24 protein-coding genes are annotated in these 25,075 nt (G+C 64.6%); 11 read left to right on the forward strand and 13 right to left on the reverse strand.

Features of this window, described 5'->3' with window-relative positions; genetic code table 11:
* Position 1 precedes the first annotated feature (1 nt).
* Both AQZ50_RS09760 and AQZ50_RS09765 read right to left on the reverse strand, forming a co-directional pair.
* Positions 2-2,452: a TonB-dependent receptor gene (locus AQZ50_RS09760; RefSeq protein WP_197412441.1), complete on the reverse strand. Its 2,451-nt coding sequence runs from the start codon at positions 2,450-2,452 to the stop codon at positions 2-4.
* A gap of 121 nt (positions 2,453-2,573) precedes the next feature.
* The gene (locus AQZ50_RS09765) at positions 2,574-3,353 is read right to left on the reverse strand and encodes an IclR family transcriptional regulator (RefSeq protein ID WP_067745999.1); all 780 of its coding nucleotides are present in this window, start codon (positions 3,351-3,353) and stop codon (positions 2,574-2,576) included.
* A gap of 81 nt (positions 3,354-3,434) precedes the next feature.
* Between AQZ50_RS09765 and AQZ50_RS09770 the strand changes: the two genes are divergently transcribed.
* Positions 3,435-3,842 (forward strand): YybH family protein, encoded by a 408-nt coding sequence (locus AQZ50_RS09770; RefSeq protein WP_067746001.1) that lies wholly within the window; start codon positions 3,435-3,437, stop codon positions 3,840-3,842.
* A complete protein-coding gene (locus tag AQZ50_RS09775) occupies positions 3,839-5,188 on the forward strand; it encodes an MFS transporter (RefSeq protein WP_067746003.1) in 1,350 nt (449 codons plus the stop codon). Before AQZ50_RS09770 ends, AQZ50_RS09775 begins: the two co-directional genes overlap by 4 nt.
* Here AQZ50_RS09775 and AQZ50_RS09780 read toward each other — a convergent pair.
* The 3 genes from AQZ50_RS09780 to AQZ50_RS09790 are packed head-to-tail and all read right to left on the reverse strand — an operon-like array spanning position 5,173 to position 7,798.
* Positions 5,173-5,634: a DUF3237 domain-containing protein gene (locus AQZ50_RS09780; RefSeq protein WP_067746005.1), complete on the reverse strand. Its 462-nt coding sequence runs from the start codon at positions 5,632-5,634 to the stop codon at positions 5,173-5,175. The genes AQZ50_RS09775 and AQZ50_RS09780 overlap by 16 nt on opposite strands.
* The gene (locus AQZ50_RS09785; RefSeq protein WP_067746007.1) at positions 5,631-7,319 is read right to left on the reverse strand and encodes a CocE/NonD family hydrolase; all 1,689 of its coding nucleotides are present in this window, start codon (positions 7,317-7,319) and stop codon (positions 5,631-5,633) included. Before AQZ50_RS09785 ends, AQZ50_RS09780 begins: the two co-directional genes overlap by 4 nt.
* Positions 7,316-7,798, reverse strand: coding sequence for a DUF3237 domain-containing protein (locus AQZ50_RS09790; protein ID WP_197412443.1), 483 nt, complete (start codon positions 7,796-7,798; stop codon positions 7,316-7,318). Before AQZ50_RS09790 ends, AQZ50_RS09785 begins: the two co-directional genes overlap by 4 nt.
* A gap of 81 nt (positions 7,799-7,879) precedes the next feature.
* On the opposite strand from AQZ50_RS09790, the gene AQZ50_RS09795 reads away from it, so the two are divergent.
* Positions 7,880-8,359: a MarR family winged helix-turn-helix transcriptional regulator gene (locus AQZ50_RS09795; protein WP_082703548.1), complete on the forward strand. Its 480-nt coding sequence runs from the start codon at positions 7,880-7,882 to the stop codon at positions 8,357-8,359.
* 3 nt (positions 8,360-8,362) lie between these two features.
* Here AQZ50_RS09795 and AQZ50_RS09800 read toward each other — a convergent pair whose 3' ends face one another.
* Together AQZ50_RS09800 and AQZ50_RS09805 are read right to left on the reverse strand one after the other, a co-directional pair.
* A complete protein-coding gene (locus AQZ50_RS09800; RefSeq protein WP_067746012.1) occupies positions 8,363-9,277 on the reverse strand; it encodes a ketopantoate reductase family protein in 915 nt (304 codons plus the stop codon).
* A 70-nt stretch (positions 9,278-9,347) separates the two neighbouring features.
* Positions 9,348-10,256, reverse strand: a complete 909-nt coding sequence (locus AQZ50_RS09805; RefSeq protein WP_067746013.1) for a LysR family transcriptional regulator — start codon at positions 10,254-10,256, stop codon at positions 9,348-9,350.
* A 121-nt stretch (positions 10,257-10,377) separates the two neighbouring features.
* Between AQZ50_RS09805 and mdlC the strand changes: the two genes are divergently transcribed.
* Genes mdlC through AQZ50_RS09820 form a run of 3 tightly spaced genes read left to right on the forward strand, consistent with a single transcriptional unit; the run spans position 10,378 to position 13,831 of the window.
* Positions 10,378-11,970 (forward strand): benzoylformate decarboxylase, encoded by a 1,593-nt coding sequence (gene mdlC, locus AQZ50_RS09810; protein WP_067746015.1) that lies wholly within the window; start codon positions 10,378-10,380, stop codon positions 11,968-11,970.
* Positions 11,967-13,334 (forward strand): aromatic ring-hydroxylating oxygenase subunit alpha, encoded by a 1,368-nt coding sequence (locus tag AQZ50_RS09815; RefSeq protein WP_231730207.1) that lies wholly within the window; start codon positions 11,967-11,969, stop codon positions 13,332-13,334. Before mdlC ends, AQZ50_RS09815 begins: the two co-directional genes overlap by 4 nt.
* A complete protein-coding gene (locus AQZ50_RS09820; protein WP_067746019.1) occupies positions 13,331-13,831 on the forward strand; it encodes an aromatic-ring-hydroxylating dioxygenase subunit beta in 501 nt (166 codons plus the stop codon). Before AQZ50_RS09815 ends, AQZ50_RS09820 begins: the two co-directional genes overlap by 4 nt.
* Positions 13,832-13,851: 20 nt before the next feature.
* Here AQZ50_RS09820 and AQZ50_RS09825 read toward each other — a convergent pair whose 3' ends face one another.
* The 5 genes from AQZ50_RS09825 to AQZ50_RS09845 form a co-directional block, all read right to left on the reverse strand.
* Positions 13,852-14,601 carry an SDR family NAD(P)-dependent oxidoreductase gene (locus AQZ50_RS09825; RefSeq protein WP_067746021.1) on the reverse strand — a complete coding sequence of 250 codons (750 nt, stop codon included), beginning with the start codon at positions 14,599-14,601 and terminating at the stop codon, positions 13,852-13,854.
* 5 nt (positions 14,602-14,606) lie between these two features.
* Positions 14,607-15,521, reverse strand: coding sequence for an MBL fold metallo-hydrolase (locus AQZ50_RS09830; RefSeq protein WP_067746023.1), 915 nt, complete (start codon positions 15,519-15,521; stop codon positions 14,607-14,609).
* Complete coding sequence (locus AQZ50_RS09835) at positions 15,521-17,146, reverse strand: FAD-binding oxidoreductase (protein ID WP_082703550.1); 1,626 nt, start codon at positions 17,144-17,146, stop codon at positions 15,521-15,523. Before AQZ50_RS09835 ends, AQZ50_RS09830 begins: the two co-directional genes overlap by 1 nt.
* Complete coding sequence (locus AQZ50_RS09840; RefSeq protein WP_082703551.1) at positions 17,143-17,493, reverse strand: c-type cytochrome; 351 nt, start codon at positions 17,491-17,493, stop codon at positions 17,143-17,145. Before AQZ50_RS09840 ends, AQZ50_RS09835 begins: the two co-directional genes overlap by 4 nt.
* Before the next feature lie 381 nt (positions 17,494-17,874).
* A complete protein-coding gene (locus tag AQZ50_RS09845) occupies positions 17,875-18,735 on the reverse strand; it encodes a helix-turn-helix domain-containing protein (RefSeq protein ID WP_082703552.1) in 861 nt (286 codons plus the stop codon).
* 193 nt (positions 18,736-18,928) lie between these two features.
* Here AQZ50_RS09845 and AQZ50_RS09850 point away from each other — a divergent pair, with 193 nt between their 5' ends.
* Genes AQZ50_RS09850 through AQZ50_RS09870 form a run of 5 tightly spaced genes read left to right on the forward strand, consistent with a single transcriptional unit; the run spans position 18,929 to position 24,320 of the window.
* Positions 18,929-20,173 (forward strand): Tm-1-like ATP-binding domain-containing protein, encoded by a 1,245-nt coding sequence (locus AQZ50_RS09850; RefSeq protein ID WP_067746026.1) that lies wholly within the window; start codon positions 18,929-18,931, stop codon positions 20,171-20,173.
* Positions 20,170-20,637 carry an acetyl-CoA carboxylase biotin carboxyl carrier protein gene (locus tag AQZ50_RS09855; RefSeq protein WP_067746028.1) on the forward strand — a complete coding sequence of 156 codons (468 nt, stop codon included), beginning with the start codon at positions 20,170-20,172 and terminating at the stop codon, positions 20,635-20,637. Before AQZ50_RS09850 ends, AQZ50_RS09855 begins: the two co-directional genes overlap by 4 nt.
* An 11-nt stretch (positions 20,638-20,648) precedes the next feature.
* Positions 20,649-21,980, forward strand: coding sequence for an acetyl-CoA carboxylase biotin carboxylase subunit (locus tag AQZ50_RS09860; protein WP_067746030.1), 1,332 nt, complete (start codon positions 20,649-20,651; stop codon positions 21,978-21,980).
* Positions 21,980-23,458 (forward strand): biotin carboxyl carrier protein, encoded by a 1,479-nt coding sequence (locus AQZ50_RS09865; RefSeq protein ID WP_067746031.1) that lies wholly within the window; start codon positions 21,980-21,982, stop codon positions 23,456-23,458. The genes AQZ50_RS09860 and AQZ50_RS09865 overlap by 1 nt, the downstream gene beginning before the upstream one ends.
* Entirely contained in the window at positions 23,448-24,320 is an 873-nt protein-coding gene (locus AQZ50_RS09870) for an HAD-IIA family hydrolase (protein WP_067746236.1), read from the forward strand. Before AQZ50_RS09865 ends, AQZ50_RS09870 begins: the two co-directional genes overlap by 11 nt.
* Before the next feature lie 15 nt (positions 24,321-24,335).
* Here AQZ50_RS09870 and AQZ50_RS09875 read toward each other — a convergent pair whose 3' ends face one another.
* Complete coding sequence (locus AQZ50_RS09875) at positions 24,336-25,067, reverse strand: TetR/AcrR family transcriptional regulator (protein ID WP_231730208.1); 732 nt, start codon at positions 25,065-25,067, stop codon at positions 24,336-24,338.
* Positions 25,068-25,075: the final 8 nt, after the last annotated feature.

The following is a 25,075-nucleotide window of genomic DNA, read 5'->3' on the forward strand; positions in this document are numbered from 1 at the left end:
GTCAGAACCGACGCTTGAGCGAAACCGCCCAGGTACGCGGTTCGGCCGGTGTTCCCTGAACCGAGTTGGTCGAGCCGCGATTGTCGAAAATATCGGTGTAATAAAGCTTGTTGGTCAGGTTGCGGACTTCGAACGCCACTTCCCAGTCCTTGTCCCCGCTGCGGAAAGTCAGCCGCGCGTTGACCAGCGTGTACCCCTGCACCTCGCCAAAGATGTCCTTGCCCCCGGTGGCGGCATCGACATTGTTGGCATTGCGGTTGAAGCTGTCGATATGGGAAACATCGATGCGCGGAGTCAGGCTGCCGATGCTGCCGAGCGCCAGATCGTACTGGATCCCCACATTCCACTGCCAGGGCGAAATGTACTGCCCCTTGTCTTCCGGTCCGATCCCCGAAGACGCCGCAGCGGCACTGACCGAATCGTATTTGAAATTGAGATAGGCCAGCGACCCTTCGATCGACAGCCCGGCAACCGGGTGCAATTGCGCCTCTGCCTCGAACCCCTTGATCGTGGCATTGCCGGCGTTGATCGGCATCGAACAGGGCGCCGCGGGAACACCGGGCAGCGGGCAACTTGCCACGGTAACCAGAATGTCGGTGTATTTGTTGACAAAGCCGGAAAGGTTAAGCCGCAATTTGCGGTCGAACAGGTCGTTTTTCAGACCCACTTCGTATGCTTTGAGCTTTTCCGGATTGTACGGCAGCGCCTGGGCCGGAAAGAACGGACGCGGATTGATGCCGCCGCCACGAAAACCGGTCGAGACTTGCGCGTATCCCATGACTTCGTCGGAGAAGCGATATTGCAGGCCCGCACGATAATCGAGCCGCGAACCCGAATAACCGCCCACCAACCCGTTGAGCGCCGCAAGCGAGGGCGGCACCGCGCCCCCGGTCGAAGACCCCGGCACGCCGAAACGGCCATAAACGAATGTCTTTGATTGATCGGTGTAGCGCAAACCGCCGATCACCGTCAGATTCCTGATCGGGCTGATATCGGCATTGGCGAAAAGCGCCTTGTTGGTGGCCGGAATCGAATCGTCTTCGAGAAAGCTGAGCGTGGTCAGTTCGATCCGCGCCTGATAGCGGCTGCGCTTGTGGAAATAATACCCGCCGACAGTCAGATTGGCCAGATCGCCGAATTTGGCGGACAGCCGAAGCTCTTCGCTGAACTGCTTGTTGTAGATCGTGTTCGCCTGCAGCGACGGATTGAGCGGCGAGCCGTCGCCGGTGGAATACGTGCCGTCGAACTCGCGATAGGCCGTGATCGACGTCAGCTTGAGATTGTCCGTCAGCGTGGCGTTGACAGTCCCCGAAATGCCCCAGGTGTTGAGCGCAGCCTTGAGCGGGGCCTGCCATGGAGCCGAACCGTCGCGCGGCGCGGTATCGGCATAGTTTTCATAGTTGATGTAGGGGCTTTTGCTGAACGTGTCCTGCGCAAAGGCGCCAAACGGCGAATAGCTGATGAACTGCGATCCGGTCGCGGTGCCATAGACATTTCCATTGAGCGTATAGGCCGCAGAAGCAGGCGTCGCGACACCGGTCAGCATCGTGCCGGGATTGGCCGCGCGCCCGACATAAAGCAGCGTCGACGGAGTAGGCTCGCTGTTGTCACGGGTCACATCGGCGGCAATGTCGGCGGTCAGGAACGGCGCCGGAGTCCACCGCACGGCGGCACGTGCCGCGACATAGTCCTTGCCGCCCTCGGTGCCCAGCTTGCAGCCCGTTCCGGTAACCATGCTGGGCACCGTGCTGCCCGGATGGGTGCAGGCATAATCATAGCGCGTGACATAGCCGTCCTTGTGAACCGCGGCGGCCGTCAGGCGCATATAGAGGGTGTCGGGCACGATGGTAAAATTCGACCCGCCGCGCAGTTCGACGCGGTTATAGCTGCCATAGGTGGAGGACAGATAGGCGTCGGGCGTTCCGTCGGGCTTTTTCGAATAGAGCTTGATAGAGCCCCCGATCGAATTCTGCCCTGCCAATGTCCCTTGCGGGCCGCGCAGGATTTCCACCCGATCAAGATCGACCAGGTTCAGCAGCGAGCCGTGCATCGTCGGCAGATAGACATCGTCTATATAGAGACCAACGCCCGGTTCGAGCCCGAAATTGGTATCCCGCTGACCAACGCCCCGGATATAGGCCACCACCGCCGGGCCGAAGCTGGCGGCTGCCGGGCGCAGTGTCACGTTCGGCGCGCTGCCGGCCAGATCGGCCAGATTGGTCGAACCGCGCTGTTCGATCGTCGCCGCATTGACGGCGGTGATGGCGATGGGAACATCTTGCAGTTTTTGACCGCGGAACTGCGCAGTGACCACGATTTCGGCTATGCTCGGCGAAGTTTCGGCCTTGTTTGCCGGAGCGTCTTCGGCCCGAGCCGCGTTCGCCGCAAACGTCCCGATGGCAACCGCCATCACGCAGACGCGAGCAAGCACTCGCCCCTTTGAGTGTACCATCGTCCCCTCTCCCATCGACCTGGTATTTCTATTCCAGGCTCTGCGGTCATCATGATGTTGATTAATCAACTGTCAAGGCGATTCCATTCCGATGGGTGACAATTCCGTATAATGGAATTGGTCAGGAGCCGAGGCGCCCTCGCTCGCCCCCTGCGAGCCGCCCCAATTCGCGCGCCGCCTGACACACCGCCAAGGCCAGATCATCCTCGACGTGCAGTTGATAGCGCTTGGACGGCATGGTCACGCCGATGCAGCCCAGAACTTCGTCCTCCCGCCCGAAAACCGGCGCGGCCATCCCGGCGATCTCGATCGCGGGTTCGTAAAAGCGGGAAAATCCATCGGCCCGAACTTGCGCCAATTCCTGTTCGATGGTCGCGCGCGGATCCCGTGGACGACCGGTCAGCGGCCCGATCCCGGTCTCGCGGATCACCGCTTCGACCTCTCCGGGCGAGAGATGCGCCAGAATCGCGCGGCCCAGCGACCCCCATGGCAGCTCGATTTCGCCCCCTTTTTCCACGGCAAAGCGCAAAGGGTGCGGCGTCACCACCACATCGGCGATCGTGGCGCGATGTTCGATCGGGTTGTAGGCGCATAGCACGGCCGTTTCCCGCCATTGCGCCATCAGCGCTTCGAGCAAAGGCCGTGCCGCGCGAACCAGATCAAAGCGTGCCACCAATTGCGATGCCATCAGATAGAACGCCCGCCCCGGTCGATAGCTTTGCATCGCCGCGCGCTCGACCAGCCCCGATCGCACCAGCGCCTGCAACAAACGGTGTACCGAACTGGCAGGCAGGCGAGCCTGCCCGGCCAGTTCGCTCAAAGTGAAACGCTCCGGCCCTTCCGCCACGAGTTTGAGCAGATAGGCCAATCTGTCCGCCGCCCCTTTTGGCGCCTGCCTCATATCCCGCTCCCGAATTTAGTTGATTTATCAACTTAAGCTGCGGATGATGCCTGCCAAGACAAAACATGAGAGGACTCGCCGATGCCGCTGGCCACGATGCTGGACGACTATGTCGCCGCCTTCAACCGTGGCGACGATGACGGCTATGGCCGCTGCTACGCCCCCGATGTCGTGCTGCGCAATGGCGGCGGCACGGTTCTGCACGGGCGCGAAGCTGTGCTGGCCTACTATCGCCACATACGCGGCACGCTGCATCGGGTGCTGCGCATACGCGGCGTGGTCGAGGGGGAGGCCGCGCTGGCGGCTGCACTGGCCTCGGTGTTCACCGCGCTGGCCGACGGCATCGACCTCGCCGGTACGACGCTGGGCAAGGGCGATCAGGTCGAGATCGAGAGCATCGCCCTTTACGAGCTGCGCGACGGTCTGTTCGCCCGGATCGAAGCCACAACGCTGACGCGGCGCATCATCCGTCAAGGTGTTGCCGAATGACGACCTCGGCCATCCTCCGCCCGCGCCTGCTGGTGGCTGCACTGTTGGCGACCTGCACGCTCAATTTTGCCGACCGCGCAGTGTTCTCGGCTCTGGCGCAAACCATCAAGGCCGATCTCGGGCTGACCGATCTTCAACTCGGCCTGTTGCAGGGTCTGGTCTTTGCCTTGCTCTATGCACTGGCAGGTCTGCCGATCGGGCTGCTGGCGGAACGTTGGCCGCGCAAGCGGATCATCGCCATCTGCACGATGATCTGGTCCGCCGCCACCGCCGCCACCGGCTTTGCAGGCGGCTTTCTCGGACTGGCGGCAGCGCGCCTGACGGTCGGCATGGGCGAAGCGGGCTTTGTGCCTCCTGCCGCGTCGCTGGTGGCCGATATCGTGCCACGTGAAAAGCGCGCCTCGACGTTCGCGCTCGTCATGCTGGGCAGCCCGCTCGGCGCATTCGCAGGCGCCACGCTCGCCGGGCTTATCGCCGGGGCCTGGCATTGGCGCATGGTCTTTCCGCTGTTCGCCCTGCCCGGCTTCATCATGGCGGCGATCCTGCTGTTTGTCGTTGATGAACCTGCGCGCGGGACATTCGACCAGCCCGAAGCAAAAGCCGAGGCCCCGCCGTTCCGCGAATTTCTGCGCACGGTGCTGAGCAATCCCCCGCTGCTGTGGGTGATTGCAGGGGGCGGCCTGGCGGGTTTCGGCATGACCGCGATCTCGCAGTTCCTGGCGATTTTTCTCGCCCGCGCCCACCATCTGGACGTGCGCGCGGCAGCCGCGTCTTTCGGCATGATTTCGGGTCTGTCGATCACGTTCGGCCTGCTGGTGGGCAGCTTTGGCACCGACCGGCTGGCCCGGCACGATGCGCGCTGGCCGGCCTGGGGTGCGGCGATCGGCCTGGTGCTGGCGCCGCCGCTTTACTGGTTCGCGTTTCATGCCGCAGCGCTTGGCACAGCCTTTGCGCTGCTCTTGGCCGCAGGCGGCTTTCTGCTGATGTTTTATGGCCCCACCACGGGCATGATCCAGAACCTGTTGCCCACCCGCATGCGCGCCAGCGGCGTCGCGCTTTATACGCTGCTTTACACGCTGCTGGGCTCGGGACTGGGGCCGGTCTTCGTCGGCTTCCTGTCCGACCGCTTCGCCCGGCTTGCCTTTGTCGGCAACTATGCGACGGCGTGCCCCGCCGGTCTTCCCGCCAAGGGCGCGACCGAAGCGCTGGCAGCGGCATGCCGCCAGGCCTCGGCCAGCGGTATCCGGTCGGCCCTGTCGATGGCGGTGCTCGTGTTTTTCGTTTCGGCGCTGTGCTTTCTTGCCGCAGGGCCAGGGCTCAAACGCGCCGCTCAGACCAGAGCGTAATAGCGAAAGAGCGTGCGGTCCGGGTCCGTCCGTCGCTCTCCCCCGCCGACGATCACCGTGCGGGTCAGCCAGTCATGCGGGCCTGCCGGAACGCGAAAATAGGGCGTCAGCTTGAAATAGGACGGTTGCGGCGCGCCCGCAGCGGGCCGCACCAGATAGCCCAGATTGCGGATATAGATCATCGTGCCGTCGCTCGCCTGAAGAAGGTAATGGGCACAAAGTTCGATCGTGCCGTCCGCACGCACCGTGGCGTAATCCGCGCCCGAATGCGGCACCACGCTGCCGGTCAGCCGCGGCCCGCTGATCGTGCCGCCGGTGGCAGGGGTATAGCCCTGATGCCCGCCACCGGGCAGCGGCCCGAATATCGCGCGATCCGGGCCGAACAGGACCTCGATGTCGAAGACATGCTCCAGACCGCAATCGGCCGAAGTGGGGACAAGCGTCATGGCATTTCCTCCAGCGGAACGAACGGCAGCAGCAGACTCGAATCATGATCCCCGCCACAGCGCAGGATATGCGTGCCCGCATTGCGGGTCTCCTCGTGGAGGGCAAAGGGCAGATTGACGCCCTCTTCCTTGCGATAGATGTCCGCCCCCGCCACGACCAGCCGCAACGTCTCGCCCGCAGCAAAGCGCACCGAGAAAGGCCAGATCTCGATATCTACCGCCACGCATTGCCCCGGAGCCAGCCGATCTTCGGCGCGGTGGGGATGCACCGGCCGCTCCGGCGTCGAAAGCACGGGATCGAGCGCGCGATGGCTCACCCTTTGCCAGCCCAGGGCAATCGGGCCGTTTTCATAAAAGGCGTAAAAGGTGAAGCCCACCTCGTGCCCCTGCGCATCCAGTTTCTGCAAGGCGATGAAAAGATCGGCATCGTCGCTGCCTTGCGCCTCGACCCACAGGCGCAACGACGCGTGCCCGGTGATTTCGGCCGGAGCGGCAAATGTGTGATCGAACTGCGCCGCCCCTTCGCGCGCCGCATAGCGCGCCTCGCTGTTCGCGACGGGCGCCTCGGCCAAAGCTGTTTGTGCAGGATCGAGATAAAGCCGCCGGTATTGCGTGCGTGCCGGCGGCCATTCATGCTCGGCGCGCTCGTGCGCCACCCCATGCGCCTCGCGCACCTCGATGCGCACTTTGGGCCAGGCGGCCAGCGCTGTCGGGCGGTCGAACAGATAATGGTCGAAGAAAGTCGCCTGCCGCTCGCGGCTTTCGGGCCGATAGTAATGCGCCCATTTTTTGGCCCCATGCACGTCGAGCCATTTTTCGCGGCTGGACATGCGGCGCCAGGCCTCGATCGTGCCGCGCAGATGGAGCCCCTGATCCGACCAGCTTGCGACCACATAGGCGGGCTGGGTAATGCCTTCGAGATCGAGCGCCTTGGATTCCCAGAATGCGTCGAACAGCGGATGCGCCTTGACGTTTTCCCAGGTGTTTTCGGTCTGCCCCAGCGAAAAGCGGATATTGTCCGAGGCACGCGGCAGAAACCCGGTTTCAGGAATGCCGCCATGATAGGCAAATTCGCGATACCAGTCGGAAAAGCCTTCCCACGGGTTGAGTGCGGCGAGCGCGGGTGGACGCAGCGGCGCCACCAGATACTGGATCGCGGCAAGATAGGACACGCCGGTCATCCCCACCCGCCCGTTGCACCATGGCCGCGATGCCAGCCAGTCTATGGCATCGGCGCAATCGAGCGCCTCTTGTATGCCATTATGGTGAAAATCCCCGCCCGACAGCCACGCTCCGCGCGGATCGACCACTGCGACGCCGACCCCGCGCATCGCCCAGAACACGGGATCGGGCGCCTCGAAAGCGGTAAGGTCGGAAAGCCAGGCCGGATCGACCCCCGAACGCGGCCAGAACACCTGATTGGTCAGCGCGTGTTTGCCGTATGGCCCCCATGCCAACAGTATCGGCACCCCCGAAACCGTGCCTTCGGGCCGGTAGAGATCGGCGAAAATCTCCACCCCGTCGCGCAAGGCGATGCGGCAATTGCGCTCGATGGTCAGCCCGCGCTCGTTGCTGCGGACATAGTCCGGCGGCGGCAGAGGCGGCTTGTGCGTCGCGCTGTGGGGATCGACCCCGGGCCGCATCAGCCACGGGAAAGTCCCGCTCGCCGCCGCCCCGCCGCTCATAGCACGACGAAATAGTGAATGCGGTTGGCGTTGGGCACTTTTTCCGCGACGCCGACAAAGACATGCTGGCTCATCCACGCATGCGGACCTTCGGGCGCATCGAACCGCGGGGTGACGCGCATGTAATATTCGTCGAACGAGACGGGTTCGTTGCGTCGCATCTTTTCGGCGATTTCCGGGCTGCGCGCCCAGCGAAAACCGGTGTTCTGCAAATAGATGATCGCCCCGTCATCGGCTTCGAGGAGATAGCGCGCGTCGAAATCGATCACCCCGCCCGGCCGCGTCAGCGGATAGTCGCCACCCGACATCGGCACCACGCGACCATTGAGCCTTGGCCCTTCGATCACCCCCTCGGCGGCGAAGATGGCCGCGCGCATATCGCCACGCGCAGCCGGTTTGATCCAATAGGGCCGCGACAAGGCGATGGAGATGGTAAAGGCGTGTTCCAGCTTCGGCAGGAAAGGATGGGGCTCGGTCATGGCCATGTCATGAATGCCCAGTGTTGATCCGTCAACACATATCTCGTTGCATTTCCGTCGCCGCTTTGGCAGCCCCCGGCGATGGCATTACCACCCACGTGGAATCTTTTCGGTGGCGACCATATTCCCCACCGTCTCCTGCTGCTTGCACGCATGCTCGACCGCGAAACCGCGCGCATGCTTCAGCACGAATTTGCGCTGACCGTTGCCGAATGGCGGGTTCTGGCCTTTTTGAACTCGGTCGGCCCGTCGAGCGCGGCCGACATCGGCGCGGCCTTTGAATCCGACCGCGCCGAAGTCAGCCGCGCCGTCGCCCGGCTGACCGATGGCGGATTGATCGTCCGCGCCCCGGATACCGCCAATCGCAAAAAGATGATCCTGTCACCCACTCCGGCGGGCACAGCGATTTTTGCCGAGGCGCGCCAGGCACGCCAACGCTATTTCCAGGCCATCCTTCAGGATCTTTCGCCCGAAGAGCGGGGCGTCTTCAACGCGTCGCTGCACAAGATCGCCGAACGTGTCGCGCTGTTCCGCGACAAGCCGGACACACTGCCGCAATAGCGGTCAGACCATCGGCGGCTCGCCCATCCGCACCAGATCGGCCAGCGTCTGCGTTACCGGTGCGGCAACGCCCGCTGCGACGGCCAGCCGGCCAATGGCGCCGTTGATCGCCTCGATCTCCGTCCGCCGCCCGGCAAGGCGGTCCTGCAGCATCGACGCCTTGTGCCCGCGATGATGCGCCAGCGCATGGTCGATCCGCGCGGCGATCCGCGCGACATCAAGGTCAATTCCCTGTGCCGCGGCAGTGGCCGCCGTCTCGGCCACCACAGCCATGGCAATCCGGCGCCCCGGCGGGCAATCCAGCCCACCCACGGCAAGGCCGGTCATCGTCGCCAGCGCATTGAGCGCGGCGTTGAAGGCAACCTTTTCCCAAACCGCCGCGCGCACATCGGCATCGGCCACCGCCGCCAGTCCCGCGCCGGTCAACAGCGCGGCCAAGGCCCCCGCTTCATCTTGCGCGGCGGGGCAATATCCGCCCAGCTTGATTTGCCCCGCGCCATGCGAGACCACGCGATTGGGCCCTTCCAGATCGGCGGGCAAATCGGTCACGCCCCATAGCGTGCGTTCGGGGCCAAACACGTCGGCCAGCGCCTCGACATTGCCCAGCCCGTTCTGCAGCGTCAGCGCAAGACAATGGCCGTCGGCCAGATGTGCCACCGAGCGCGCAGCGGCGGCGCTATGGATCGCCTTGGTAAACAGCATCACCAGATCGACCGCGCCGGTCACCTGTTCGGCGCGCGCCGCCTTCACGCGCGCACGATGCTCGCCGGCATCGTCGCGCAAGACGACGCCCTGCTCCGCGATCAGCGCCAGACGTGCGGCATCGACGTCGACCATGACGATTTCGTTTCCGCCCAGTGCCAGCCGCGCCGCAAACAGACAGCCCATCGCCCCCGCCCCGACCATGACAATACGCATCAGCCACTCCCCTCGCCCGCACCCGTGCGTGGCACATGCGCGCGAGTATCCCGGGCAGAGCGCGCGGCGGTCAAGCCCATCCCCCGGGCACCAGCGGCAGATAGCGCAGAAAGCGCCGCGCCGCGTCCGGCAGCAGCCCGGTGCGGCGGCGGTAGAGGAAAAACCGCCTTTCGCGGACGAACTGCGGCGCAGCGACCAGCATCACGGCTTGCTGCGCCAGATGTGCGGCAAGCAACGGCTCGGGCAGCCAGCCGAGCAGGCTGCTGTGCGCGACCAGCGCGATCATGGCCTCGACCGATGCGCTTTCCGCCACGATCCGCGCCGGTTCCAGCCCCAAGGTCTGCACCAAAGCTGAAAATTGACGGCGCGGCGTGGCATCGGCTGGGGGCATGACCCAGCCTTCGGCCATGAGCATGGTGGCATCGACCATCCCTTCACCAAGACGCGGATGCCCCTTCGCACAAAACACCGAAAAGCGGTCGGCATAGTCGCAAAGGCCGATCAATTCGACTTCGGCACTGTCGAGCGCGCCCGCCGTTATCGCCAGATCGATCTGGCGCCGCAGCAGACCATCAAGCAGGTCGCCGTCGACCGCCTCCAGCAGTTCGAGACGCAACTGCGGATTGTCCTCCAACATGCGCCCCGCACTCGGCGCGACCAGCGCGCGCATCACCGCCGCCACCGCGCCAATCCGGACCGCGCCCCGGCGCAGACCGACCAGCGCGTCGAGTTCATCACGCGCCGCCTGCATTTCAAACGCCAGCAGGCGCGCGTGGAGCAACAGCACTTCGCCCGCGTGGGTCAGCACCATGCCCTTGCTCTCACGATCAAACAGGCGATGGCCGAGTTGCCGCTCCATCGCCTGCAACACGCGGCTGAGCGAGGGTTGGGTCAGATTGACCACGTGCGCGGCGCGGCCAAGGCTGCCGGTATCGGCAATCGCGAGAAAGGCGCGAAGGTGGCGTTCATCAAAACTCATGCAGTATGCGTATGGGTTTTACGCGAATTTGCAATTGCTTCTATTGCCCAAATCGCCCAGCCTGACGCCGCGAAAAATGGGCAGTCGGCCAATCAGAGCCAAACGCCCCGCAGGAGAGACGATGCCCGAAAGCCCTGCCATCGGCGCGACTGCCGCTTGCCCCTCGACCGTGCGCGATGTCACAATCGACTTGCTGCGCGCGGCGGGCATGACGACGATCTTCGGCAACCCCGGCTCGACCGAACTGCCGATGTTTCGCGATTTTCCCGATGATTTCCGGTATATTCTGGGTCTGCAGGAAAGCGTTGCCGTAGCCATGGCCGACGGCTTTGCGACGGCCACGCGCAAGGCTGCATTGATCAATCTGCACAGCTCCGCGGGCGTCGGCCATGCTCTGGGCGCGGTGTTCACCGCATTCAGGAACCAGACCCCGCTGGTGATCACCGCAGGCCAGCAGGCGCGCTCGATCCTGCCCTACGAACCATTCCTCTTTGCCGAACGGCCAAGCGAATTTCCGCGCCCCTTTGTCAAATGGGCCGTCGAACCGGCCCGCGCACAAGATGTGCCCGCAGCGATCGCCCGCGCCTATGCCGTGGCGATGGAGCCGCCCTGTGGACCGACGTTCGTCTCCGTGCCCGTCGACGATTGGGATCAGCCGTGCGCCCCGCTGACCTTGCGGCCCATTTCGGCCACGCGCCACCCCGACCCTGCCGCGCTGGCCCAGTGTGCGCAAAGCCTGGCGCGGGCTCGCCGCCCGGCCATCGCCGTTGCCGCGGGCGTTGCGCGCGATTGCGCGTGGGATCTGGTTGTCGCCCTGGCCGAGCGGCACGGCGCCAGCGTCTATGTCGCCCCCATGGCATCGCGCGCCGGATTTCCCGAGGACCATCCGCTGTTCGCCGGTTTCCTCGCCGCCTCGCGCGAGGCGATTGTTGCAAGCCTTGCCCCGCATGACGTCGTGCTGGCGCTGGGCGGGCCGATGAACCTCTATCATGTCGAGGGCCACGGCCCGCATCTGCCCGACGGGTGCGAGGCGTGGCTGATCGGCGACAACCACACCCACGCCGCATGGGCCCCGCAAGGCCGGGCCATTGTCGCCAGTTGCGATGTGGCGATCGCGGGGCTGCTGGCAGGGCCGGACCCGGTGGCGCGCGCATGGCCCGCGCCGCGCATCGTTGCGCCGGTAGCGGGCGATGTCATGACCGATGCCCTTGTCGTGTCCCGTCTGGCGGCATTGCGCGCGCCCGGTTCGATACTCGTCGAGGAAGCCCCCTCGACCCGTGGTCCGATGCACGACCATCTGCCGATCCTGCGACCCGACACGTTCTACACAACGGCGAGCGGCGGTCTCGGCTTTGCCCTGCCCGCCGCTGTCGGCATCGCGCTGGCGCGGCCGGGGGAGAAAGTCATCGCCCTGCTTGGCGACGGGTCGAGCATGTATGCCATCCAGGGCCTGTTTTCCGCCGCCGCGCTGGGCCTGCCGATCAGCTTTATCATCATCCGCAACGGCCGTTACGAGGCGCTGCACAGTTTCGGCCGCCATTTCGGGCTGCAACAGCCGGTGGGGACCGAATTGCCCGTTCTCGACTTCTGCGCCCTGGCTGCGGGACACGGCGTTCCGGCGCGGCGGGCAGACGATGCCGCAACTCTCGAAGAGGCTTTGTGCTGGTCGCTCGCCGCCGACGGGCCGACTCTGGTCGAGGCAGTGGTGGCATGAGCGAAGGCACGGACAGGACGATACCCATGCGCATCAGCGACTTTATCGACGATCGCCCCGCAGAGGGCATTTTTCGCGTCCATCGCAAAGTGTTCACCGATCCGGCCATCTTCGAAATGGAAATGCGCCACTTGTTCGAAGGCGGCTGGATTTTTCTCGGCCTTGCCGCGCAAGCGCCCGAACCGCACGACTATTTCACCACGTATGCCGGTCGCGTGCCCATCCTTGTCCAGTGCGACGGCGAAGGGGTGCGGCGAGCCTTCGTCAATTCCTGTCCGCACAAAGGCGCGCGCCTCGCCCAGCGCCGTTGCGGCAACGCCCGCATGCATGTCTGCCCCTATCACAGCTGGAGCTTTGATTCCTCCGGCCGCAATCGCGCGATCAAGTGGAAGGCAGCGGGCGCCTATGCCCCCGCCTTCGATTCCGACAGCCATGATCTTGCACCGATCGCCCGCTTCGACGAATATCGCGGCTTTCTGTTCGGCAGCCTCGCCGCCGATGTCCCCGATCTGGCCGACTATCTGGGCGAAGCGCGCAAGCTGCTCGACCTGGTCGCCGATCAGAGCGAAGAAGGGCTCGAACTGGTCCCGGGCCAGGTCACTTTCACGTTTCGCGCCAATTGGAAACTCCAGCTCGAAAACTGCTCGGACGCCTATCACTTTACCTCGGCACACCCGTCCTACATCCGCATTCTCGAACGGCGCCAGCAGGAAGCCTGCGACGATGTTGTCGCCTCGGTGTTCGAAAACAGCGATTATTGGAAAGAGGAAACCAAGGGCATCGGCGGCGGCAGTTTCAGCTTTGCCAACGGCCACGTGCTCAACTGGGGCGTCTTCGGAGTGACCCCTGCGCTGCCGCTGTACGAGCGCGCGCAGGATCTTGCCGACCGCCATGGCGAGGGCAAGCGCGACTGGATGTTCAACATGCGCAACCTCACCATCTTTCCCAATCTGCAAGTGGCCGAAAACGCGTCGAGCCAGTTGCGCATCCTGCGCCCGCTCGCCCCCGATCTGACCGAGATGCAGACATGGTGCATCGCGCCCAAGGGCGAAAGCGCCGCTGCACGCCGCCAGCGCATTCGCCAATATGAGGATTTCTTCAACCCCACCGGCATGGCCACGCCCGACGATACGGTCAGCTATGAAAACTGCCAGATCGGCTTTGCCGGCCTCGTCAATCCGTGGTTGCAAGGCTATGCCCGGGGGATTGCGGCCAGTGTGGCAGGGGGCAACCGCTTTGGCGACAAGATCGCGCTGAAACCGGCGCGCAGCGTTCTGGCCGAATCGCAATTGTGCGACGAAACGCTCTATCACAGCTATTATCGCGCCTGGGCCAGCCGTCTTGCGCCGGGGTTCCCCGCATGAGCGCCCCGCTCACCCGCGCCGAGGCAGAAGAACTGCTCTATCGCGAGGCGCTGCTGATCGACAGTCGCCGCTGGGACGAATGGCTGGCGATGTTCTGCGACGACATTGAATTCCACATGCCCGCCTGGCGCGACGAAACCACGCTGACGCAGGATCCGGATCGCGAATTGTCGCTGATCTATTATCGCGGGCGGCGCAATCTGGAAGACCGCGTGATGCGCGCCACTTCGGGCCTGTCCACCGCCTCGACGCCGTTGCCGCGCGCAGTCCATGCCGTCACCAACGTACTGGTGCTCGCCGCCGACAGGAAGGAAGCGCACGTTTCCGCCTGTTTCACCTGCCACCGCTATGACGTGCGCTTCGGACGGGCGGAGGTGTTTTTCGGTCGCTATGACTACGGCCTGCGCCACGAAGGCGGCGCATGGAAGATCGCACGCAAGACGATCGTTCTGCTCAACGACACCATCCCGACCGTCGCCGACATCTTCAGCGTTTAGGCATTCGTCAGCGTCCGCCATCAGTGCGCGGTCTGGCCGCCGTCGATGACGAACGTCGCGCCGTTGATGAAACTGGCGGCATCGCTGCACAAATGCAGGACGGTCGGCGCGATCTCTGTCGGCTGCGCGGCGCGGCCCGAAATGTTTTGTGCAAAGAACATGTCGGTAAACGCGTTGCTGTCGGCCCAGTGCTGGGTCATCGGCGTGACGACAAAGCCGGGGGCAATGCAATTGGTGCGAATGTTCGCCCGCGCATATTCCACCGCCGCCGCTTTGGTCAGGCCCGCCACGGCGTGCTTCATCGCGCAATAGACGCTCATGTTCGGGTCGGCGATCACGGCACCGACGCTGGCCGTATTGACGATCGCCCCGCCGCCCGATTTCAGAAAGTGCCGGATCTCCGACTGCATGGCCAGGAATACGCCCTTGAAATCCACGGCAATGGCCAGATCGAGTTCGTCGGACGTCACTTCATGGATCGGCCTTTGCGGCGGCAGGACACCTGCGTTGTTAAACGCACAATCCATCCGGCCAAAGTTTTCCAGACAGGCCGCGACCAGCGCATCCAATGCGGCGCCATCGCGCACGTCGGTATGACGAAATGCCGCGCGCCCGCCGGATGAAGCGATCATCTGCACGGTCTCTTCGGCGCGTGCGTCAATATCGCCGATCATGACTTGCGCGCCCTCGGCGGCAAAAGCCAGCGCGGTCGCCCGACCGATGCCGGTGGCTCCCCCCGTGATCAGCACAGCCTTACCCTGAAAACGCATAAGCCTCACTCCTGCCACGCGGGCTGTTCGCCCTTGGCCACTCTTGATGAATTCCCGAGCAGGAAATCGCCCAGAATATCGATCGCCTCGGGGAACGCGTTTTGCACTTTGCGCCGCAGTTCGGCGCTGTCTGCGGATGTCGCCACCAGACCGGGCCAGGCCGCAATATACCGCCGACTGAACTCCAGCCCCGACGCGTCATTGGCGAGCCCCGGCTTGGCATGCCCTGCCACGACCACATCGGGCTTCAGCGCCGCCAGCGTATCCAGCGATTTGCCCCACGCGGCGATGTCGGCCGGCGATTGCTCGCCCATCCACAAGAACATCTGGTTATAGACCAGATCGCCGGCCACGAGCGCCTTGATCGAGGGCACCCAGAGCGCCGTCGCATGGACATGGTCGCCCGCCATCGGCCCCAATACTTTCAGCTCGCGCCCCTCCAGCATGATGGTATCGCCCGCCAAAGGCTGCGGCGCCGAAGGATGACGCGGGCCATTGGCGCCCAGCAACGGGCCCCAACGCTTTACCTTGAACGGCAGCGAGCGCCAGATGTCGGCAACCACCGTGGGATGCGCGACGATCTTCGCATCCGGAAAGGCGTCGGCGATGACTTCCATCGCGAAGAAGTGATCGGGGTGATCATGCGTGACGAAAACCGTGGTCAGATGCTTGCCGCTGTCGAGCACCATCGCCACCACGCGATGCGCGTCGGCAAGCGTGAACGGCGGATCGACCAGCACCGCATCATGGTCCCCCTCGATCAGCGTGACGTTGGAATAGAGCGAGCCCGCACTCGTGCGCAGCACTTCCAGCCGGAGCGGTGCCGCGTTGGCAGGCGTCTCGGCACAGACCGGCGCCGCCCCCAGGACACCCGCCGTCAGGAGACCCGCCAGCAGCAGGGATGTCAACCAGCCGCGCATCATGCGATCCCCGACTTGCCGGGGGCAAGGATGTGATTGGGGTCCAGTGCCTGCTTGATGGCCGCATTCACCGCGCGGTTGGTCTCGCCATATTGCGCCGCCACCAGATCCATCGCATGCACGCCCGTCCGATACGAAGCCCAGCCCCGATCGCCAAACCCGGTGACCAGTTCGCGATAGCAGGCATCCGCCCGCTTTTCTTCTTCGGGATCGGATTTGTCGTAGAGCAGCGCGATGATATGATGCAGTTCGCGCATTCCGATGGCGAAGGCGGCGGTGTAGTCAAAACCGTACTTCGCCAGAATCTGATGGGCGAGATCGATCTGGCCTTGCGTCTCGCTGCCCTTGGCGGGCGCGACCGGCGCAAACCAGGCGAGCCCGCCTCCGCTCCCTTTCCAGCGGGCAAGGCCCACTTCTTCAAGCGAGAGCCCGCCGCGCATGAGCGTCGCATGGTGATGGAACCACGGATTGCCCTGCATCTGATCCTCGGTCATCACCTCGCCGTCGATCGCGGCAAAGGCGGCCCGGACGATCCGTTCGCTCTCGGCCACTTGCGCGCTCGTTCCGTAAAGCGCGATATAAGTGTTCCACATGCCAAGGTCATGTTGCGCCGCGAATTCGGCAAAGGCCGCTTCGGGAACCGGCCCCGCACCGGCATAGACTTCGCCGCGCCGATGAAACATCGCCAGTTGATAGGCCGCCCCCATCATCAACACCACATTGGGCACGATATTGGCGATGCGCAAAGGCCGCATGGCGTCGACGATCCGCGCGACATCCTCGACCTTTTTGTGGCGCACCACGAGCGGCTTGTAGACCGGCGGGGCAGGCATCAGCCAAAGGCCCATCTTGGTCACCACGCCAAAGTTCGACTGGGTAAAAATGCCGTCGAGATAGGGCCCGTACCCCCATTTGAACGCCTGCCACGCCGAAGGGTTTTTGGTGCTGCCCATGCCGGTCTTCAGGATCTCGCCATCGGCCAGCACCACTTCCATGCCGCACTGGACCATGAAATGATCGCCATAGGGCGTATAACCGACCCCCCGGTCGAGCGTATTGCCGACCGGGCCGACGATCGGACCAACCGTCGGCACGTCGATCCACAACGGAATATTGTGTTCATCGAGGTAATCGCGCAGTTGCTGATAGGTGACCCCCGGCTCGACAAGCGCGGTGCACAATTCGACATCGACGGACAGAATCCGGTTCATCCGCTTCAAATCCAGCACCACTTGCCCCGGCGCAGCGGTAGTGGTCGAACCATAGCCCATATTCTTGCCGGTGCTGACCGGCCAAAGCGGCTGGCGATACTGATTGGCGATCTTCAGGATTGCCTGAACCTGCTCCACACTGTCGGGGCACACCGCGCCGACTGGCGCGTGACGCCCGGATGGATCGGGCGTATAACTCTTGGACCAGGGCTTGAGCGAACCCGCGTTGCCCGCCACCCATTCATCGCCCACCACGCCGCGAAAGGCCTGCAGGGCGGCGGCGAGGTCCGCCTTGCGCACACCGGGCGCCAGCACCGCGCCCTCGCCCATGGCGACACCCGAAATGCCCAGCGCCGCCGCCGTTGCCACGCCCGCCCCCAGCAGGCCGCGCCGATCGATCGTTGGTCCGCTCATTGTCCATGCTCCATCGGATTGCCGGGGGCTTTGCTGATCCACACGGCCAGCGCGTCGAGTTCGGCCGGGCTGATCTCGCTGGGGCGGAAAGCGGGCATGCCGTTGCGCCCCTCGCGCACCATGGTCCTGATAGTATCGCCCGCCAGATGGCGCCCCAGAATGATCGGGCCGACGTTGTGACCATGACAATAGGCGCAGACGCTCGCATAGGTCTTGGTGGGCGAACGCTGCGCCAGGGGGTGCCCCAAGGGCGTGCCCGACGACACGGCGGCACTCGTCTGCGCGACAAGCGGTGCCGCCAGCACGAGCGAGAAACCCGCCACGCCCAACCTCTTCCATAGTGCCATGACTTTTGCGTCCTCTCTTGAACGATTTCACGCGGCGTTTTCGCCGTCTCGCATTCCGCACGCGGCATGCCCCTTTGCAGGGGCGCAAACGATCAGGCCCACCCGACGGCAGGCGACCGTTTGCCCCGATGCCACCCGGGCGGCACGTCGATGGAAAATGAGTTCAGCCGTCGGCAGGCACGGACCATGCCCCGTACCGCATCGCGACAGTCATGCTGTGTGTCGAGGTCGCGTGTTTGCGCGTCGCCCAGGTCGACATGCCTTATCCCTCTCGTATCGCGCCTGGATTTGTCCGGCGCCGCGTCGCGACGGCCTGCCACCACGCCTTTCTGACGGGTTCAGCGTCCTCCAATCCATGCACCGACGCAACCCTTAGATATTTCACCAGGTGAAATCCGTTGCAGCGGCCGCCTGGCCAATCCGCTCGGCGATCGCCTGCAGGCTGCCAAGACATTGCTCAGCCACATCCGCCACGCTCGCCCGTCGCGAAGGCCAGGTGATATTGAGCGCCGCGATCGGCCCGCCTCGGCCCTGCACCGCAACCGCGATCGAATGCTTGCCGTCGCGCAGCACGGTCTGACGGTTGCGGTCAGCCCAGGGATGATGCGGGACGCGGGTCGACCAGCCGCGCGCGCGCGTCTCGTCCATGATCGCCTCAAGCAGATGATAACCGTCGGGACCGGCATCGGGCGGTGCGAGGCGAGCCACCAGAGCGGCCCGCTCCGCTTCACTGCATGCGGCAAGATAGGCGCGACCGGTTGCCGTGTGGAGATAGGACAGCTTCACCCCGACCGGCCCCAGCGAGGCGAAGTCAAAGCGCGACATCGGGCTGTTTGTTTCGATCACCTCCATATGGTCGGCGCGCGGGATGGCGATCACCGATGGCCAAACCAGCTTGTTCGACAATTCGACCATCAGCGGCGAGGCGATTTCGGCAAGCCTGCAGCCGGCATCCGCCGGTCCGCCCTGAATGACCGCAGCCGGCATCCACACGCCATCGGCCAGCCGACGCCAGACCAGCGAACGACTGGCCAGCGTCTGCAACAGCCGCAACAGCGTTGCCTTGGGCAGGCCGAGTTGCTGATGCAGGGCATTCAGGCCCAGCCCGCCCGCAGTCCGCACAGCCAACAAGACATCCAGTCCGCGCTCGAGTGCGCGCACGGATTTGACGCCTGTCGGTTTGTGCGCGTCATCCTCCGCCTGATCGGTCGATCGGCGCGGCCCGGCGCGCGGCCCACCCATGCATCCTCCTGCCGTTGCCGAACGGGGGCCGGACCGGAGCCAGACCCCATACCGGTTTCACACAGTGAAATTATGCGCACGAATTGGATTAGGCAATCCCGCCCGCGCATGGAAACATTGCAGCGAACGGACAGCCGCCGCCCGCGCAGGCATCGGCGCCCGGACAGGATGCGCAGGAAAGGACACAAGCGCCATGAGCGGCACGGCGGCCTCACCCAAAACCGTGATGTTGATTATCACGCAGGACACCAAGGAGCAGGAGGCGCGCTTTCTGCGGCATGCTCTGGAAGAGGCGGGCGTCCATGTCGTTCACCTCGACCCCAGCGTGCGCCGCGATCTTGGCGGAGCGGAAATCGGCCCGGACACGATCGCCGGCGCCGCGGGCACGACGATGGACGCGATCCGCGCGCTCGGTCACGAAGGCCATATCCATGAAAGGATGATCGCCGGGTCCATCGCAGCCGCCCACGCCTATGCCGCACACACACCGATCCACGGGATTCTGGCCGTGGGCGGCTCGATGGGAACGGCGCTGGCCGGTCCGCTGATGCAGAGTTTTCCCTATGGCCTGCCCAAGCTGATCGTTTCGACCATGGCTTCGGGGTTCACCAAGCCCTACATCGGGGTGAAGGACATCGCCATGATGAACGCGGTGACCGACATCGCGGGCATCAACACGATCAGCCGCGACGTCTTTCGCAACGCCGCCTTTGCCGTTGCCGGCATGGCCAAAGGCTATGCGGGGCCAATCGCTTCCGACCGGCCCCTGGTACTGATGACCACGCTGGGCACCACCGAAAAAGGCACCCGGCGCATTCGCGAAGCGCTGGAAGCGGACGGGTGCGAAGTGATGGTATTTCACTCCTCGGGCGCAGGCGGCCCGACGCTCGATGCCATCGCCGGTGAACGCGATGTCGCGCTGGTGCTCGATCTTTCCACCACCGAGATCGTCGACAATATCTTCGGCGGTCTTTGCGACGGCGGCGCCGCGCGCGGCACCGTGGGCATGGCACGGGGCATTCCGACAATCTGGGCGCCGGGCAATGCCGATTTCATTATCGGCGGGCCGGTCGAAGTGTCGGAAAAGCAATTCCCCGGCCGCCGCTATCACAAGCATAACCCGCAATTGACAGCCGTGCGCACCAATCTCGACGATCTCAAACGCATCGCCGATCGGCTCGCCGCGATGATGCGCGAGGCAAAGGGGCCAGTCAGCGTGTTCACGCCGTTGCGCGGTTTTTCCAGCCACGACAGCAGCGAGGGCCATCTGCATGAGCCCGCGCTGCCCTTGCCGTTTGCCGACTATCTGCGCGCGGTTGTGCCGACCGGTGTCGAATTCCATGCTGTCGATGCGCATTTCAACGACCCGGCCTTTGGCGATGCCGTCATCCGCCGCGCGCGCGCCCTTCTCGATCTCAAAACGACGGTGCCTGCATGAACGAGCCCTTTCTCACGCCGGAGGACATCGCCGACATCGTCGCCATCCTGGATGGCAGCGATTACCGCGAACTCGATGTCGCCACCGCGCGCTTTCGTTTGACGCTGCGGCGCGAGGGCGGCGGCGAAGCCGGGGGGCGATGGTCGCAGGAATGGCAGTGGGCCGCCGCCAACGGACCCGCCGCCGCCGTCGCCGCAGTGATCCAGGATACCCCGCCGGGCCTGGTCGCAGTCGCAGCGCCGCTGCCCGGCGCCTTTTACCGGGCGCCCGCCCCCGGCGCCGCGCCCTTTGTCGAGATCGGCGCCCATGTCGATGGCGATACCGTGGTCGGCATCGTCGAAACGATGAAGCTGATGAACCCCGTTCATGCGGGGCACGCCGGCGAAGTGGTGGCGATCGTCGCCGACAATGGGGCGATGGTCGAAGGCGGCGCAACGCTGATGCACATCCGCCCCCACGCCTGAAGGAGACAGACATGATCCGAAGGCTGTTCATCGCCAATCGCGGCGAAATTGCCCTGCGCATTGCGCGCACCGCCCAAAGGCTGGGCATGACCACCATCGTCGGGGCATCGCAAGCCGATGTCTCCAGCCTTCCCGCCCAATTCGCCGACGAGGTGGCGCTGATCGGCCCGGCCCCCTCGGCGCAAAGCTATCTGAATGTCGAGGCGGTCATCGCCGCTGCGGTCGCCGCGCGTGCCGACGCGATCCACCCCGGCTATGGCTTTCTGTCGGAAAATGCCCGCTTTGCCGAAGCAACGATCGAGGCGGGCATGATTTTCGTCGGTCCCGATGTCACCAGCCTGAATGCCATGGGCGACAAGCTCATGGCGCGCTCGGTGGGTCTTGCCGCAGGCCTGCCGGTCGTGCCGGGCGGCGAGGCCGCGACCCCCGAACAGGCCATGGCCCGCGCGCGGGAGACCGGCTTTCCCGTCCTGCTGAAAGCGGTCGCCGGTGGCGGCGGCAAGGGCATGAAGCGAGTCGATCGCGCAGACGACATGCCCGCCATGATCGCCATGGCGATGAGCGAAGCCCAAGCCGCTTTCGGCGATCCGCGCATCTATGTAGAGCGCTTTGTTGCCCGTGGCCGCCATGTCGAAGTGCAAGTGCTCGGCGACGGGCACGACGCGCTCCACCTCGGCACGCGTGACTGCTCGATCCAGCGCCGTTTCCAGAAACTGGTCGAGGAAGCCCCCGCGCCGCAGCTTGCCGATGCCACCCGCAACGGGCTCGAACAGGCCGCCGTCGCGCTGACCCGCCATCTCGCCTATCGCGGCGCGGGCACGGTCGAATTCCTCGTCGATGCGCAGACCGGCGATTTCTTTTTCCTCGAAATGAACGCGCGCATCCAGGTCGAACATCCCGTCACCGAAGCGATCACGGGCGTCGATCTCATCGAACAGCAATTGCTGGTCGCGGCAGGCTCTCGCCTCGGGCTGACCCAGGATGCCATCCGCCCGTCTGGCCACGCCATCGAAGTGCGCATCAATGCCGAAGATCCTGCCGCCGATTTCCGCCCTTCGCCGGGGCGGGTTACCCGCGCGCGCTGGCCCGCAGGCCCCGGCATCCGCATCGACAGCCATATCGCCACCGGCGGGGTGATCCCGCCCACTTACGATTCATTGATGGGAAAGCTGATCGTCTGGGCCAGGGACCGCCCTGCTGCGGTCGCCCTGCTGGCATCGGCGCTTGCCACGCTGTCGATCGAGGGCGTGCCGACCACCGCCCCGCTTCACCGCCGCATCGCCGCCGATCCGCGTTTTGTCGCAGGCGGGGTCGATACGCGCTTTCTGGAAGGGCTTGCCTGATGGCCGAGATTTCCCTCGTCGATGTCTCGATGCGCGACGGCAACCAGTCGCTGTGGGGCGCAACCGGGCTCAACACGGCGCAAATGCTGGCGATTGCCGGTGCGACCGACCGGGTCGGTTTTTCCGCGATCGATTTCACCTCCTCCACGCACATGGCTGTCGCCGTGCGCTATTTCCGCAATGATCCGTGGGAACGCATCCGGCGCATGCGGGCGGCAATGCCGAACACCCCGCTGCAATTCATCACGACCGGCATGCGTTTCATCGCCTGGCAACAGGCGGACCCCGATTTCATGGCGCTGGTCTATCGCCATCTTCAGGCGGCCGGTATCCGCAAGTTCATCATGCTCGATCCGATGCATGACGCCGAGGCGGTGATCGAGGCGGCGCGACTGGTAAAGCGCGAGGGTGGCGCGCAAGTGATGGGGGCGCTGACGTTCACGCTTTCTGCCGTCCACACCGATCGGTTCTATGCGGATTTCGCACGCAAACTCGCCGCCAGCGACGATATCGACTGTTTCTACATCAAGGATCCGGGCGGTCTGTTGAGCCCCGATCGGGTGCGCACGCTGGCCCCGGCGGTCAAGGCCGCGATCGGCGCCAGGCGGCTCGAAATCCATGCCCATTGCACCATCGGCTATGGCCCGCTGACCAGCCTTGCCGCCGCAGATCTGGGGATTGTCGATGCGGTGCACGTGGGAGTGGGTCCGCTGGGCGACGGATCATCGCTGCCGGAAGCGGGGCGGATGCTGGCCAATCTCAAGGCCGGTGGTCACAGCGTAAATGTCGATGAAGCGATGCTGGCCAAAGTGTCCGACTATTGGTGGCGTCTTTCGCGCGCCGAAGGTCTGCCCGCCGGTGCCCCGCAGACTTTCGACGCCAGCTTTCTGCGGCACCAGATTGCAGGCGGGGTGATGACCACCACCCGCCGCCAACTGGAGGAACTGAGTCTGGCGCATCGCTTTGACGAAGTCGTGGCCGAAACGGAGCGCGTGCGCGCGGAACTGGGGCATCCGATCATGGTCACGCCGTTTCCGCAGATGGTGATGAGTCAGGCGCTCTACAACGTCATCGGCGCGCGACGCTATGCGCAAGTCTCTGACGAAGTGCTGCGGTATGTCATGGGCAAGTTCGGTCGGCCGACCAGCCCGCTGGACCGGGCAGTCGAATCCGCCATTCTCGACCGACCGCGCGCCGCCGAAGTGGCTGCAGAGCCGCCGTTCCCGACACTCGCAGACCTGCGCCGCAAATGGGGCGCGCATCTGCCGGAGGAGGAATTTCTGCTGCGTGCGGTGATGCCGCCTGCCCAGGTGGATGCCATGTATGCGGCGGGATCGTCATCAGCCCATTACAATCCCGCTGCGGCACCTGTGCTGCGCCTGCTGAAGGAATTGGCGGCGCGTCCTGCGGCGCGCGACATCGTGATCGAAACCGCCGACACCCGCCTCGCTCTCCATGGAGGCGCCCATGTTGCCTGATACCCTGCCCGAAGCTGTCGCCGCGAAAATCGCAACCGCGCGCGGCTTCATTTTCGACATGGACGGCACGATCGCGCTCGGCAACGCCGCCAGCGGGGGTCACGAAGCGCTGCCCGGCGCGATCGATCTGCTGGCGGCCTTGCGGCGGCGCTCGATCCCGTTTCGCGTGTTCACCAACGGCACGGCCAAGGCTCCGGCCACGTATGCCAAGGGCCTGCGCGCCGCCGGTTTCGATATCGCCGACGACGAGATGATGACCCCGTCGACCAGCGCGGCGATCTGGCTGGAACGCCAGGGGCTTACCCGCGTGCGCGTGCTGGGCGATCCCGGCGTCGCCGAACCCTTGCTGGCCCGCGGACTGGAAGTGATCGGACCATCGCAAAAGGCCGATGTCGATGCCGTCTATACCTGCTGGTTCCGGGGCTTCACGTTTCCCGATCTGGAGGCGGCCTGCGCGAGTGTGTGGGACGGCGCACGGCTGACCACGGCCAGCCATGTGCCCTTCTTTGCGACAGCCAACGGGCGCGGCATCGGATCGAGCTTTGCCATCAATCAGATGATTGCCTCGCTGACGGGCAAGCGCGCCAAAGTGCTGGGGAAGCCGTCGCGGGCCGCGTTCGATGTGACGCTGGCGGCGATGGGCCTGCCGCGCAGCGCAGCGGGCGACATCATGGTGGTGGGCGATGACCCGGCGCTGGAAATGGCGATGGCCAGGACAGCCGGCGCCACCGGTATCGGCATGACCACCGGACTGATGCGACCCGAAACGATCTCCGGCCTGCCCGACCGGTTCCAGCCCCATGCGGTGATCGGACGATTGCAGGCGATCACCCGGGCGCTTGCCGATCACGCCACCGTGTGACGCGTCCAGCTCTGATCAAGCCAGTGGTTTTGGACCGCGTGGTTGCTGCATCGCGGCCACTTCGGCGCGCACCATCTCCAGCGCCAGCATCGCCACCTGCGCGATTTCGTCTTCGGGCTGCATCGACCGCTGCTGGATAAGGCCGAGCGACATGGCGAGAATCAGATTGGCCAGTTGCACCCTGCGCATCGCGAGATGCTCACCCGGCGCAAGCGCTTCAAGCGCACGAAGGATCGCGCCAAACACATCTTCGCGCATCGCCGTGAAAATGGCGGCGATCCGTTCGTTGCGCCCCGCCTCGGCGACAATCTCGGCCAGCAGTACCTCTGATGCGTCATCACCGGGCCCGAGAAAATCGGCAAACCAGGACCAGATCAACTCGGTATGGCCGTCTTCAATGTCGCGCTGAAGCGATTCGAACTTGAGAAACTCGGCGCAATCTGTGCGCACGATCCTTGCGATGATTTCCTCCTTGCAGGAAAAGTCGCGATAGAGCTGCCCGACGGCGACCCCTGATTCCCTGGCGATCTGCGCCACCCCCGTGGCGTGAAAGCCGTTTATCAAAAAGAGCCTGCGCGCAGACGCCATAATCCTTTCGCGCCGCGCATTCGCGCGATCGGCGTGGATTGTGATTTTCTCCGATCCCTGTTTCATCATCTCCAGCTCTGATTTAACTCTGATTTTTCCGTTGACGATAGCACCCGCTTCGCAGTAGCAGCAAATGCGAGTGAACGCTCTCTCTCTCATAAATCATT

Source organism: Novosphingobium sp. Fuku2-ISO-50, from assembly GCF_001519055.1.
Classification (GTDB): Bacteria; Pseudomonadota; Alphaproteobacteria; order Sphingomonadales; family Sphingomonadaceae; genus Novosphingobium.